Annotated in this window: 14 protein-coding genes; 9 read left to right on the top strand and 5 right to left on the bottom strand. The window is 72.5% G+C overall.

Annotation, left to right across the window (positions count from 1 at the left end; translation table 11 throughout):
* Positions 1–50: 50 nt before the first annotated feature.
* Positions 51–299, bottom strand: a complete 249-nt coding sequence (locus tag BKA00_RS39400; protein ID WP_230298983.1) for a hypothetical protein — start codon at positions 297–299, stop codon at positions 51–53.
* Between BKA00_RS39400 and BKA00_RS40930 the strand changes: the two genes are divergently transcribed.
* The gene (locus tag BKA00_RS40930; protein ID WP_420829723.1) at positions 186–611 is read left to right on the top strand and encodes a barstar family protein; all 426 of its coding nucleotides are present in this window, start codon (positions 186–188) and stop codon (positions 609–611) included. The two genes, BKA00_RS39400 and BKA00_RS40930, sit on opposite strands and share 114 nt — an antisense overlap.
* Here the strand turns inward: BKA00_RS40930 and BKA00_RS30375 are convergent.
* Positions 533–985, bottom strand: a complete 453-nt coding sequence (locus BKA00_RS30375) for a hypothetical protein (RefSeq protein ID WP_185030871.1) — start codon at positions 983–985, stop codon at positions 533–535. The two genes, BKA00_RS40930 and BKA00_RS30375, sit on opposite strands and share 79 nt — an antisense overlap.
* 308 nt (positions 986–1,293) lie before the next feature.
* Positions 1,294–1,749, bottom strand: coding sequence for a hypothetical protein (locus BKA00_RS30370; protein WP_185030869.1), 456 nt, complete (start codon positions 1,747–1,749; stop codon positions 1,294–1,296).
* 155 nt (positions 1,750–1,904) lie between these two features.
* On the opposite strand from BKA00_RS30370, the gene BKA00_RS30365 reads away from it, so the two are divergent.
* From BKA00_RS30365 to BKA00_RS30350, 4 genes are all read left to right on the top strand, one after another.
* Positions 1,905–2,597: a DUF998 domain-containing protein gene (locus BKA00_RS30365; RefSeq protein ID WP_185030867.1), complete on the top strand. Its 693-nt coding sequence runs from the start codon at positions 1,905–1,907 to the stop codon at positions 2,595–2,597.
* Positions 2,598–2,653: 56 nt separating this feature from the next.
* Positions 2,654–3,025 (top strand): YciI family protein, encoded by a 372-nt coding sequence (locus BKA00_RS30360; RefSeq protein ID WP_185030865.1) that lies wholly within the window; start codon positions 2,654–2,656, stop codon positions 3,023–3,025.
* The gene (locus BKA00_RS30355) at positions 3,022–4,263 is read left to right on the top strand and encodes an RNA polymerase sigma factor (RefSeq protein WP_185030863.1); all 1,242 of its coding nucleotides are present in this window, start codon (positions 3,022–3,024) and stop codon (positions 4,261–4,263) included. Before BKA00_RS30360 ends, BKA00_RS30355 begins: the two co-directional genes overlap by 4 nt.
* Before the next feature lie 309 nt (positions 4,264–4,572).
* Entirely contained in the window at positions 4,573–6,024 is a 1,452-nt protein-coding gene (locus BKA00_RS30350; protein ID WP_185030860.1) for a sigma-70 family RNA polymerase sigma factor, read from the top strand.
* A 52-nt stretch (positions 6,025–6,076) separates the two neighbouring features.
* Here the strand turns inward: BKA00_RS30350 and BKA00_RS30345 are convergent, their stop codons facing one another.
* The gene (locus tag BKA00_RS30345; protein WP_338072174.1) at positions 6,077–6,751 is read right to left on the bottom strand and encodes a CAP domain-containing protein; all 675 of its coding nucleotides are present in this window, start codon (positions 6,749–6,751) and stop codon (positions 6,077–6,079) included.
* A gap of 601 nt (positions 6,752–7,352) precedes the next feature.
* On the opposite strand from BKA00_RS30345, the gene BKA00_RS30340 reads away from it, so the two are divergent.
* Both BKA00_RS30340 and BKA00_RS30335 read left to right on the top strand, forming a co-directional pair.
* Positions 7,353–8,093, top strand: coding sequence for a hypothetical protein (locus BKA00_RS30340; protein ID WP_185030856.1), 741 nt, complete (start codon positions 7,353–7,355; stop codon positions 8,091–8,093).
* A gap of 187 nt (positions 8,094–8,280) precedes the next feature.
* Positions 8,281–9,945 carry a hypothetical protein gene (locus tag BKA00_RS30335; RefSeq protein WP_185030854.1) on the top strand — a complete coding sequence of 555 codons (1,665 nt, stop codon included), beginning with the start codon at positions 8,281–8,283 and terminating at the stop codon, positions 9,943–9,945.
* 21 nt (positions 9,946–9,966) lie between these two features.
* Here the strand turns inward: BKA00_RS30335 and BKA00_RS30330 are convergent, their stop codons facing one another.
* Positions 9,967–10,806 carry a metal-dependent hydrolase gene (locus BKA00_RS30330; RefSeq protein ID WP_185030852.1) on the bottom strand — a complete coding sequence of 280 codons (840 nt, stop codon included), beginning with the start codon at positions 10,804–10,806 and terminating at the stop codon, positions 9,967–9,969.
* 330 nt (positions 10,807–11,136) lie between these two features.
* On the opposite strand from BKA00_RS30330, the gene BKA00_RS30325 reads away from it, so the two are divergent.
* Complete coding sequence (locus BKA00_RS30325) at positions 11,137–12,309, top strand: serine hydrolase domain-containing protein (protein WP_185030850.1); 1,173 nt, start codon at positions 11,137–11,139, stop codon at positions 12,307–12,309.
* A 120-nt stretch (positions 12,310–12,429) separates the two neighbouring features.
* A complete protein-coding gene (locus BKA00_RS40105; protein WP_185030846.1) occupies positions 12,430–13,077 on the top strand; it encodes a DUF4232 domain-containing protein in 648 nt (215 codons plus the stop codon).

Raw genomic sequence — 13,077 nt, 5'->3', positions numbered from 1 at the left:
GGTGGGCGGAGCGCTCGTCGGTCTCGCAGGCCGGCGCGACCGCGACCGTGTCAGAATCCCTCGGCATGAGCGCCCCCTCCCTGACCGAGCGCCGGCCGCCCTGGGTCGTCTTCACCACCGGTGACGACCCGTGGGTGGCCGCAGAAACGACGGCGCTCCAAGAACAGGGCGGGCTCGTCTTCCGATTGGACGGTCGAGAACTGCTCGAACCGGCTTCGCTGTTCCGGGCCTTCGCCCAGGAATTGGGCTTCCTCGACTACTTCGGCCACAACTGGGATGCGCTCGTTGATTGCCTGCACGACTGGCACGGCCCGGGACACGGCAGGCAGGACGTCGCCGTCCTTGTCGACAGCGCCGACGAGTTGTCCGGTGCGGAGTTCTTGGGCCTGCTCGTCTCGGTGCTTTGCCAGGCACGCCCTACCGCGACGGGTTGCTCCTGGCCGCTGGGGGCCGGGAGGAACCGGCTCCCGCCCCAGTCGGAGCGTGAGCCGGTCAGGTGGCAAAGCTCGGCCACCAGGGCCTCGGCACTGGCTCAGGCAGGGGAAGCTCCCCGGCCCGAGTCTTCCAGGAAGACCTCTCCCCAGCAGGCCGTGCCCTCGCCGGTCCGGTAGCTGCCATGCTGGCAGCCGTCCGAGCCGGTCCAGATCTGCACCACTGCCTGCCGGGGGCTGAACTCCTTCGGCACCCCGTCGTGCACGGTGATCCTCGCGAGCCGCCGTCCGTCCATGGTCAGCACCTTGCAGTCGAGCTGGACGCCACCCGGAAGCCGGGGGTTCTCATCGGCGCCGGTGTCGATGCCGTGCGAACGCGCGGCGAGCGCGAGCAGGTCCCTCGTCCGCCGGCGTGCCTGGACGACGGGCAGGTCGCAGGCCCCGTGCTGCTGGACGAAGATCTGCACCAGCGTGAGGAAGTTCTCGACCGAGAGTCCCTCGGAACCTGCCGAAGCAGTGAAAGTCGGCGTCTTTTCGTTGTTGGAGGCCCCCATGGGGATCTCTCCTTTCGGGTCTGAGTTGCGGGAATTCGAGTCCTGGACTCGTGGGATATCGTCCGTACGCGCTCGGGGGGCGGCAAGGGAACGCACGATGTCGCGACGTTGAACGGTCGGTTGGCGAGGTAGCCGACGTTTTCCCGGCCCGCCCCGTCAAGGCCGAACGGACAGTGCGGCCCTGACGGGGCGCACACGGCATCCCCTGCGCCCACGCCCAGGCGGCGCTCCTGATGGACTCTGCCGGAAAGGCAGGAGCGCCGGGCCCGTGAGGGGCCCGGCGCTCCTGGTGGCAGGACGAGGGAATGTCAGATGCGGGTCATGGTGGACTTGTATCCGCCGCCACCGGGGTAGACCCATTCGCCGGCGAGAGAGTTCCCGTCAGCGCTGAAGGTGCCTTCGAAGTAGGCGGGGCTGCCCTTCGCGCCGCCCCAGATGGTCAGCTTGTCGCCGGTCATCTCGTAGACGTAGTCGAAGGTGTTGCCGAAGGAGTCGTAGTACCGCGACATCACGTCCTCGCCGGCGGGCTCGCCGAACGGGCGGAGATTACCGATCACTTCGATGCCGGTGACGGGCTCGCCGAACTGGGTGAGGTCGACGTGCTGGAGCAGGAAGAAGCGGCCCGGCATCCACTCGTAGCGAACGGTGCCCTCGGCGCCGCCGGTGACCTTCCACGTGCCGACCAGCCGGTCGAGGGCCCGCACCTCGGCGCTCGGCTGGTCGGTCTCGGCCGGGGCGGTCTCGTTCGGGGTCTTCTCGGACATCGTGTCCTCCTCTTCGTGGGTGTTCGCTGGTACCTCGGAGCGCCCGGACGCTTTCGGACATGACGGGGACGTGACGTAGGTCACTTCTCCAGGACGTCGAGATCGGGGGCGCGGTCCCGAGGTAGCGGCGAGAACCCATCGATGAGGAGGAGCCCATGGCCACCGCCACTCCCGCCGCCGCCCCCGCCGCCCCTTCGGCCCGTGCCGCCCGCCGGACGTCCCGTGCCCTGGTCGCCGGCGCGCTCGCCGGGCCGCTGTTCTTCGCCTCGGCCGTCACCCAGATGGTCCTGCGCGAAGGCTTCGACATCACTCGGCATCCCATCAGCCAACTCGCCACCGGTGATCTCGGCTGGATCCAGATCGTCACGTTCGTCCTCGCGGGGCTGGGCGGGGTCGCCCTTGCCACCGGACTCAAGCGCACGGTCACCGAGGGCGCCGGCCGGCGGACGCTGCCCGTCTTCGTCGCGATCTTCGGGATCGGGCTGGTCGCCGCCGGGCTTCTCCCGATGGATCCGGAGAAGGGCTTCCCGGTCGGCACCCCGGAGGGGCCGGTCGCCCAGATGTCCTGGCACGGGGTCGCGCACTCGGTCGCGGCGGCCGTCGCCTTCACCTCCCTCGCCATCGCGGCCATCGTGATGACCGTCCGGCACGTGCGGCGGCGGGCCGTGCGGCCCGCCGTCCTGAACGGCGCCGTCGCGCTCGTCCTGCTGGTGCCCATGTCACCGGACCACATGAGCCTGCAGATCGCCCTGAACGGCGTGGTCGCCTTCACCTGGACGACCGTCGTCGCGCTGCACTCGCGCCGCCAGGCCATGCCCTCGGGCCGCCACGGCATGCACTCGGGCTGACCTGGCTATATAGCTGGAACCCGGCCCGCACACCACCGCACCAGGGGAGGATCCTCTTGAAGTACCTGCTGCTCAGCTACACCCCGGCCGCCGCCTGGGACGCCGCCACCGCCGACGCTCCGTCGGAGGAGGCGCTCGCCGCGTTCGCCGAATACCAGAAGTTCGAGCAGGAGCTGACCGAGACCGGCGAGTTCGTCGCCACCGAGGGGCTCGGCCACCCGGTGGTCAGCACGACGGTGCGCAGGTCGCCGGACGGCGTCGTCGCGACCGACGGGCCGTTCGCCGAGCTCAAGGAGGTCCTGGCCAGCTTCGCGGTGATAGACGTGGCGGGCCGGGAACGCGCCGTGGAGATCGCCTCGCGGATCGTCGAGGTGCTCGGGGAGCCCATCGAGATCCGGCCGATCATGGGGGAGGAGTTCACGGAATGAACGGCGACGTCGAGCATCTGCTGCGCACGGAGGCGCCGCAGGTGCTCGGCGCCCTGGTGCGGCGCTTCGGCCGCTTCGACATCGCCGAGGACGCCGTCCAGGAGGCACTGCTGGCCGCCAGCCGGGACTGGCCCGCCCAGGGCGTGCCGCAGGACCCGCGGAGCTGGCTGATCCGGATCGGCTACCGGCGAATGGTCGACATGCTCCGCTCCGACCAGGCCCGGCGCAGGCGCGAGCAAGAGGCCGGGATGACCGAGCTGGCCATGCGGGCGCCGGACCGTCGAGCCGGTCCCGCGCCGGAGGTCGACGACAGCCTCACGCTCCTGATGCTGTGCTGCCACCCCGCGCTGAGCACCACGTCCCAGGTCGCGCTGACGCTGCGCGCGGTCGGCGGCCTGACGACCGCCGAGATCGCGCACGCCCACGGCACCACCGAGGCCACCATGGGGACGCGGATCAGCCGCGCAAAGCAGCAGCTGGCCCGCGACGGCGTCCGCTTCACTCCCCCGGCCGGCGCCGACCGGGACGCCCGGATGACCGCCGTGACGCGGGTGCTCTACCTGATCTTCAACGAGGGCTACACGGCCACGGCGGGACGTGAGCTCGCCCGCGTCGACCTGACGCGGGAGGCGATCCGGCTGACCCGCATGCTGCACGCCTCGCTACCCGGCGATGCCGAGGTGACGGGCCTGCTGGCGTTGATGCTGCTCACCGACTCCCGGCGCCGCGCGCGCACCGGCGCCGGACATGAACTCGTGCCGCTGGACGAGCAGGACCGCGCGCTCTGGGACCCCGGCCTGATCCGCGAGGGCACCGAGCTGATCGACGGAGTCTGGAACCACGGCGCGGCGGGCCCGTACCGGCTTCAGGCGGCCATCGCCGCCGTGCACGCGGCGGCCGCGTCGCCGGAGGAGACCGACTGGCCGCAGATCGCGATGCTGTACCTCTGGCTCGAACGCCTCACCCCCACCGCGCCGATCCGGCTCAGCCGCGTGGTGGCGGTCGCCCGAGCGTACGGACCGTCCCGGGGCCTGGCCCTCCTGGACGACCTCAACAGCCGCCACCACCTGGACCGGGACCCCCTCACCCGGCAACGCGAACGCGCGGTGCGCGCCCATCTTCTGCAGATGACCGGCGACAACGCGTCCGCCGCCGCTTTGTATCGCGAGGCGGCCGCCCTGACCGACAACCAGGTGGAGCAGCGCTACCTGCTCGGCAAGGCCGACCCCCTCGACTGACAGTGATGATGTTCGTCCGGTCGTTGCGAGGACGGCGGCCGTGCCCCAGAACGGCGGGACCTGGGCATCGAGATATCGATCACGCTCGTCGCAGCGGATCATCCCGGGTCACGCGACGCCTCGCTGGTGTGAGCCGACCTCACCGGCCGCAGGAGACGTGGTGTCGCCCGCCCGCCGGCCCGCCCGGACATGTCCTACTTTTTCTCTGATTGCCCACCTGTCACTGCTTTTCTTGTAATCGGCGGGAGGGTGGCGGGGTCTCTTCTGACGTGGCCGAGCGGTTCGGCCCGGTGGCGCGAAGGGATGCGGATGGACGGCGGCGAAGGGCGGCCGGCCGGCGGCGAGGAGCGGCTGGTCGCGGCGGCGCAGGCGGGGGACGCGGCGGCGCGGGAACGGCTGGTGTCGGCCTGCCTGCCCCTGGTGTACAACGTCGTCGGCCGGGCGCTGGACGGCCACGCCGACGTGGACGACGTCGTCCAGGACACCATGCTCCGGATGCTGAACGGCCTCGGCGGCCTGCGCGACCCGTCGCGGTTCCGGTCCTGGCTCGTGGCGATCGCGATGAATCAGGTGCGGCGGCGGTGGTCGGCGAACCGGAGACGTCCCGCCGTCGGTCTGGACGCGGCGTACGAGATCGCCGATCCGGGCGGCGACTTCGTCGAGATCACCATCGTCCGGCTCGGGCTGTCCGGGCAGCGCAAGGAGATCGCCGAGGCCACCCGGTGGCTGGACGCGGCCGACCGCGACGTGCTCTCGCTTTGGTGGTTAGAGGTCTCGGGCCGGCTGACCCGCACCGAGCTCGCCGCCGCCCTGGACGTGAAGCGGCGGCACGCGGCCGTGCGCGTGAACCGGATGAAGGAGCAGCTGGAGACGGGGCGGCTGGTGGTCCGCGCGCTCGCGGCGACGCCGCCGTGCCCGGGCCTCGCCGAGCTGACGGCCTCATGGGACGGACGGCCCACGCCGGTGTGGCGCAAGCGGATGGCCCGCCACGCGCGCGGCTGCGACACCTGCCGCGCCCACCGGCGCAGGCTCGCCCCGGCCGAGACGCTGCTCGCGGGCCTGGTCCTCGTCCCGCCCCCGGCCCGTCTCCCGGCGGCGGACCTGGCGAATGCCAAGCTGTCGGGCGCGGACGTCGCCCTGCACGCGTCACACGGCGCCCGGACGGCGGCGATCACCGGGACGGCCGCGGTCGTGGCGGCCGCCGCCGTGGCCGTCTGGTTCTTCGCCATGCCCGGCGACGAGCGGCCCCCGTCCGCCGCGCCCGCGAGCACGCGCGTGGCCACCCCGAGCGCGACGTCCGCCTCACCTGAGCGGCCGTCGCCCACCCCGTCCAGGACCCGCCGCTCGCCCAAGCCCCGCAAGACGTCCAAGGCGCCCCTCAGCCCGGGGCGCCAGGTCATCCGGCTCGCCAACATCCAGCGGGCCCGGCACGGCTGCCGGCCCCTGCGTGAGAATCCGATGCTGACCAGGGCGGCCCAGAGGCACTCCGCCGACATGGCCGCCCGCCGCGAGCTCTCCCACGACGGCGCGGGCGGGCGGGACCCGGGCGCCCGCATCACCGCCGCCGGATACCGGTGGCGGGCCTGGGCGGAGAACATCCAGCGGGGCGCCGCCACGCCGTCCTCGGCGGTGTCGAGCTGGATGACCAGCACCTACCACCGCGCCAACATCCTGAACTGCGACTACACCGAGATCGGAGTGGGCGTGGTATCCGGTTCCGGCGGCCCCTGGTGGACGCAGGACTTCGCCTCGCCTCAGTGAGGCGTGGGCGCCGGGGCGGTCCGCGACGGCCCCGGCGCCCACGCTCCGCGCCTCAGCGGGTTCCGAAGTTCTGCGTCCAGTACGGTGTCCCGGACTTGAGCGTCACGCCCACGCCGATGTTCTTGAACGTGCAGTTCAGGATGTTGGCGCGGTGCCCGGAGCTGTTCATCCAGGCGGACATGACCGCGGCGGGCGTCCGCTGGCCGTAGGCGATGTTCTCGCCGTAGGTGGACCAGCGGTACCCGGCGGCGGTGATCCGGTCACCGGGGCTCTTGCCGCTGGGGTTGGTGTGGTCGAAGAAGTCGCGGGCGACCATGTCGTCGGAGTGGCCCTGCGCGGCGGCCTGGAGCCGGGAGTCGACCGTCAGGGCACCGCAGCCGTTCTTGGCGCGCTCGGCGTTGGTCAGGGAGACGACCTGCTGGACGAGCGTGCCGCCGCCTCCGTTACCGCCGCCGCTCCCGTTGCCGCCGCCGGGCGCCGTGGAGCGGGGCGTCGGCGTGACCGGCCGCTTCTTCCGCGGACGCTTCGTGGTGTGCTTCGCGGGTTTCTTCGCGACGGTCGAGCGCTTGGCCGTCTTCGAGCCCCTGGGCTTGCCGGTTGTCACGTTGGTCTTGGCGGGGGACGGGGTGTGCGCGGGGGCCGCCCGGTCGGCGACCGGGCGGGAGTCGGCCGGGGTGTCGGAGGAGCCGGCGACGCCGTAGGCGACCCCGGCCGTCAGTGCCACCACGCTCGCGCTCGCGCCGACGGCGGCCCACCACCGCCCGCTCGGACGCGACGCCCGTCCGTAACTGCCGCGGCGCGTCCGGGGACTCCGTCTCGACCCCGGGTCGTTCCTCTCGCTCACGTAAGCCTGCCTTCCGGGTTTCCATGGACTTGTCGGACACATGGGAGACCCGGCCAGTGCGTACGGATAACAGAAAACCCGTCCGAAACCTGAGCGCAGTGGCCCGTCCGGAGGGCAGCGGCCCACCTGGGGACGGTGACCCACCTGGGGATCGGTGACCTACATGCGAGGACGGGGTGGCAAATCGCCTTTAACTCGCTGAGATCTTGCGTATTCTCCTCGTTACCTCTGGGCGCGGCGACGGAAGGGGACGCGGGATGGGCGGAAGCGGAGGCGGGGCGCGGTGAATCCGTACGGAGGAGGACAAGCCCCCGGACCCGGGTGGCAGCCCGGACCGCCGCCGCAGGGCCCGTGGCAGCCCGGACCACCGCCGCAAGGACCTTGGCAACAGCCGCAAGGCCCGTGGCAGCAGCAGCCGCAAGGTCCGTGGCAGCAGCCGCAGAGGCCGTGGCAGCCCCCGCCGGGCTATGGGCAGCCGCGCCGGATGACCTTCGGGCGTCTCTTCAATCCGTTCGCCGTGGGGAACGCGGTCTTCGCGCCGTCCCGGCCGGATCGCGTCCACGACCCCGCTGTGAAGAAGGTGCAGATCTGGCGAACGGTCATCGGTCTGGTCGCCGTCGTGTGGATGCTGTTCTCCTTTGGGCTGGCGTCGGATGCCGACGGCGTGCTTGACGACCGCTTCGCCCAGATACGCACCACCCTCATCACGCTGGCGGTGACGTTCCCGATCGCCGTCGCCGTCTTCATCGCGGTGGCCCGTCCGCCCAACCGGCGCCTGTTCCTGCGCCGCGCGGTCAGACCCGCCGCCGCGCTGCTCACGCTGATCGTCACGCTCGCCGCGCCGAGACTCGCCACGGGACTGGGCTACGTGACCGAGAGCACGGACTGGACGGCCTCGCCATGGCGGCTGGTGCTGCTGTTCGCGATCGGCGCCTTCTCGTTGTGGTACATCCCCTTCGGCCTCTACGGCGTCGTGCAATCACTCGTGCACGTGTTCCGGACCGCCGACCTCCACGACACGGTCCCCCCACTCCTCGCGACGCTGCTCGTCTGGGAGGTCGCCGTCTTCGACATGTTCCAGGGCGCCTACAGCGGCGCCCCGATCGGGGTACGGCTGGCCTTCATCCTGGGAGCCCCGCTGTCCGTCACCGCCGTGGCGATGTGGGAGTTGCGGCGTCTGCGTACCCGGCACGGCATCACCCTGCGTGGAGCGCTGGGCCGCTGAGCCGTCCCGGCCGCTGAGCCACCGCAGCCGTCGATGGGCCGTCGCCCGCTCCTCGACTCCCGGCACGGCCGGACTCCCCCGGGCCGGGAGGCGGGCCTTCTTCCGAGATGCCCGCGTCCCGGACCGCACTCTGGCCGTCACCGGTCGGAGCGCACACAATGCGGGGAGGAGAGGGACGGTGCCACGGATGGAACGCGAGCATTACGGCCGCCTCCTGCGGCTCGCTTACCTGACACTCGACGACGGTGACCACCCGCTTTCGCCCGCTCGCCGGGCCGTCACCGCGGCCATGCGAGGGCGGCGCCGCGGGTATCCGGCCATGCGAGCCCGCCTCGTCGCGATCCTGCTCACGGACCCGCCGACCGGGCGGAACCGGTTGCACGGTCTCCTCTTCGAGCCCGCGGGTGCCACGCCGCGGGCCGTCCAGGCGGCTCTGCTGGAGTTACCGCCGCACGAACGGCTCGCCTACCTGCTGTGCCGGGACGGACTCACCGCTCCCGAGGTCGTCGCGGAGTTGAGCGTCCATCTCCCCCTCGACTTCCGGGACGTGGACCGGGTCATCGGCGCCGTGGACGACCGGACGGGCATGGACGAGGCCGCTCAGCGGGCCGAGATCGAGGCGTTCGAGCCCGACCTCGTGCGGCTGCGGCCGCCGCTCACCGTCCCGCCCGCGAGGCGCGCCGCCGTCGCGGGCGTGGTCGCCGCGGCGCTCCTGGCGGTCATCGGGGCCTTCTTCGTCCGGCCGGACGAAGACCACGGCGCACCCGATGTGATCGATCCGAACGCGTGGACGGCGAACAGTACGCCGACCATCGACGAGTGGCCCTCGCAGGGCGCGCTGCTCCGCGATGCGAAGCTGCTGCGACGGGCCGCCCGCGCCTGGCGCGCCGACCACCGCGATCCGCCGCTCGGCGGCGTCGCCGTCCTGTACGCCGGGACGGTGGACGGGGCGTCCCTGGTCGTTCTGCGCGACTCCCCCGGGCCCAGGAACGCGACGAGCGTGGCGCAGTACTTCGAGCGGCGGATGTCGCGGGGCGTGGAGTCGGTCCGCAGGCTCGGTACCGACGAGGGGCAGCTCATCATGGTGGGCATGACGTGGCGCTACCTCGTTCCGCCGTGGCTGCTGGACGTGCGGGCGGCGGTGCCGACCGGGCGGTTCCCGGAATGGCGGCCGGTGGCCGTCCGGGACGGGCTGAGCGCTCCGCTGCCGTGGGACTGGTTCACGCCGCGCTGCCAGAACTACGTGGTGTTCCAGATGACGTCCGGGATGCGGACGGTCACCCAGCTCGTCTCGAACGATCCGCGGGCGGCGGCGCCGCGGGTGTGGTTCCGGGATCCGGCGGAGCAGGGGAAGCAGTCCGGGTGGGCGGCGCTGAACGCCGTCGCCTGCGCGGGGACGACGTCCCTGAGCGAGGCGGGCGACCTGCGGCTGGGGCGGCTCTGGAGCGGCGGGCTGCCCGACGGCGGCGGCCGGGCGACCCTGCTCACGGTGGACGCGTCCTCGCCGTGGGGCGCCCAGGGCCGCTCGATCCTGATCTCCGAGGACGGGCAGGCGCTGTCGGAGCGGGGCGGGACGAACAGCGACTTCACCTCGCAGGGCGCGACGGCGGCCGCCGCGGTGTGGTGGCGGTCGCCCCGGCGCTGGCGGCTGGTCGCCGCGGCCGGGCCGGGCGTCGAGCGGCTGAGGTCGGTCGGTGATCTGGGCTCCCGCGAGGACGCGGCGGACCGGCGGGGCGACGGCCCTCTGCTCGTGGTGCCGGGCCCGCGCACCGGCGACGCGGCCGGCCTTCCGGTCGTCCAGGTCGTGGCGTACGAGCCGGACGGAGACCGCACGGTCGTCACCCCCCGGTGACAGGGCCCCGGGCGCCGGCGGTCACTTGAGGTTGGCGGTGAGGGTCCCCTCGGCGCCGAACAGCTCCTCGCGCCAGCGTTCCAGCAGTTCGGTGCTGTCGAAGTCGTCCGGGTGGAAGCCGGGCCTGTTGTAGGCGCGCAGCCGCCGGATCACCTCGCGCTTGAGGAACGGCGAGTGCCGGAGCGCGGCGAGGCTGCGGCGCAGACGTCCGGGACGGTACGTGGCGGGGTCGCCCAGCAGCGAGATGAACGTGCCGGTGACCATGAGGAACAGGAAACCCGCGCTGATGACCCGCATGGTCCGGATGCGGGTGCGCTCCGTGCCGCCGACCTGCCGGAAGACGTCGAACGCGACGGCCTTGTGCTCGGACTCCTCCAGCGCGTGCCACAGCAGGATCGACCGGACGCTGGTGTCGCCGAGCAGTTCCCGCGCGCGGGGGTCGGTGAGCAGGCACTCCGCCACGGTCGCGGTGTAGTGCTCCAGCCCGGCGGTGAAGCCGAGGCGGACGATCGGCGGCAGGAAGCGGTCGGCGAGGCGGAGGTCGCGCGCGACGACGGCGGAGATCCGGTGGGTCGGGTACCCCATCGCGCGCAGGGTCCTGTTCAGGTGGTCGTGCTCGCGGCCGTGGACGACCTCCTGCCCGATGAAGCCGCGCACCTGAGCGGCGAGGTCCGGGTCGGTGACGCGGTCGCGGTAGTGCCGCACCGAGCGGACGAAGAAGTCCTCGCCCGGCGGGAACGTCGCGGACAGCAGGGCCACGAGGTGGCTCATGACCAGGTCGCCGTCCACGTAGTGGCGGCGCAGGGATCCTTTCGGGTGGTCGAAGGCGACCCGGCGGGTCTGGATGGCGTGCTGGGTCATGCGGAGTTCTCCTCGGACGCGGGGGACGTGTGGGGGCCGAGTAGACGTGTCGGGGGTGATCAGTCGTGTCGGGGCGGTCAGGCGTGTCGGGGCCGAGTAGGCGTAGTCGTCCAGCGGGAAGGTGCGGGCGGCGCGGCCGCGCACCGGGCCTCGGCGTCCGGCATGGCCCACCTCCTGCTATTGGAGTACCTGTCGAATATACCTCCGGAGGTCCACCCCGCCAGGTGTCGTCAGGTACACCCCTCGCTCGGGTTCTGGGCCCCGTGCCGCCCGGCGCGGCGACCGGCAGTGTTGATCACGTTCGGCAGACGACCTCCAGGAGGAACCTCCATGTCGCGCATCTCCAACTCGCGCATCTCCAGGTCGCGGCTCTCCAGGCCGCGGCTGTCCATCACCGCCTCGCTCGCCTCGGCCACCGTCCTGGTCGCCGGGGCGTCCCTCGTCGCGGCCCCGGCGGCGAGCGCGGCACCGGCGGGCCCGCACGGGCTCGACCGGAAGGTGCGGACCGCCGCGGACCGGCTCGTCGCCGACGGCGCCCCCGGCGTGATCGTGATGACCCGCCGCGGCGGGCGCGTCTCGCACGTGGCCGCGGGGGTGTCCGACAAGGCCACCGGCGCCCCGATGGACCACCGGCTGCTGTTCCGGATCGCCAGCGTGACCAAGTCGTTCACCTCGACGGTCGTGCTGCAACTCGCCGCCGAGCGCCGCCTGTCGCTGGACGACACCGTGGAGGCGTGGCTGCCGGGCGTCGTCGCGGGCCACGGCAACGACGGTTCGAAGATCACCATCCGGCAGCTGCTCGCGCAGACCAGCGGCCTGAACGACTACACGCCCGATCCGCGAGTGATGTCCGACCCCACGCGAGCCTGGACGCCGGAGGAGCTCATCGCGATCGCGATGGAGAAGCCGCCGCAGTACGCGCCCGGGACGGGCTGGAACTACTCCAACACCAACTACATCCTGGCCGGGATGGTCATCGAGAAGGCGACCGGGCGTTCGGTGGGCACCGAGTTCCAGCGGCGCGTCTTCGAGCCGCTGCGGCTGCGGCACACCTCCTACCCGACGACCGACTCCTCGTTCCCCGGCCGCTACGTGCACGGGTACTACTACGACTACGGGGACGTGAGCACGCTCATCAGCCCGTCCAGCGCGAGGACGTCCGGCGGCATCGTCAGCACGGTCGACGACGTGGCCCGCTTCCACCGCGCCCTGTTCACCGGCAAGCTGCTGCCGCCGAAGCAGATGCGCGAGATGCGGAACGTCCGGCCGGTCAACGACGACGGGGTCGTGGAGGACTACGGCCTCGGCGTCGCCCGCATCAAGTTCTCCTGCGGGTACGCGTGGGGCCACGACGGCGGCTTCCCCGGCTACCGGACCTGGACCTACACCAGCGCCGACGGACGCAGCCAGGCCGTCATCACCTACAACGAGTCCAAGCTGGAGTACGACAAGACCTTCCGGGCCGACCTCGCCAAGGCCGCCGACACCGCCTTCTGCGCCTGATCCCGTTCCTTCGGGTGGACGTCGCGGCGTCCCGCGCCCGCCCCGCCTCGCACAGCCCGGCGGCGGGGCGCGGCGCTCCCGCCCGCCTGAGCGGTCTTCGGCATTTGCGATGATCTGCGGGTGACCGTCACGAAGCGGACCCGTATCCGGCAGATCGGCGCGGCAGGCCCCGCCCTCGGCGCGCGCACCCTCGGCATGCGCGCCCTGGGAACGCTCGTCCTCGGCACGCTCGCCCTCAGCGCGTGCGGCCCCGGCGGCGAGGACGGCGCGGGGGCCGCCGCGGCGCCTGTGCCCACGCCGCCCACCGCGCCCGTGCCGCCGCAGCGCTCGTCGCCGCCTCCGCCCTCCTGCACGCCGGAGGGCATCGCCGTCTCGATGAACGAGCCGGACGCCGCGATGGGCGTGCGCGCGGCGCGGATCGAGCTGCTCAACTGCGGGCGCCGACCGTACCGGCTGGACGGCTACCCGGCGCTGCGCGTCCTCGACGGCCGGCGGCAGCCGTTCAACGTGACGGCCGTGCGCGGCACGAGGCAGGTCGAGGACGCCGGACCGAAGCCGCTGACGATCCGTCCGGGCCGCAAGGCCGAGTTCGTGATCGTCTGGCGGAACACGGTCACCGAGGCGGACACGGTGGCGGTGGCCGGCGCGTACCTCGAAGTCCGCCCGGCCCCCGGACGGCCCGTCGTGATCGTTCCGGCCCACGGCCCGATCGACCTCGGCAACACGGGCCGCCTGGAAGGAACCGCCTGGCGCCTCCCGACCCGGTGA

Origin of the sequence: Actinomadura coerulea (assembly GCF_014208105.1) — a bacterium.
In the GTDB taxonomy this organism is placed as follows: domain Bacteria; phylum Actinomycetota; class Actinomycetes; order Streptosporangiales; family Streptosporangiaceae; genus Spirillospora; species Spirillospora coerulea.
This window is presented reverse-complemented; position numbering and strand designations above follow the sequence as displayed.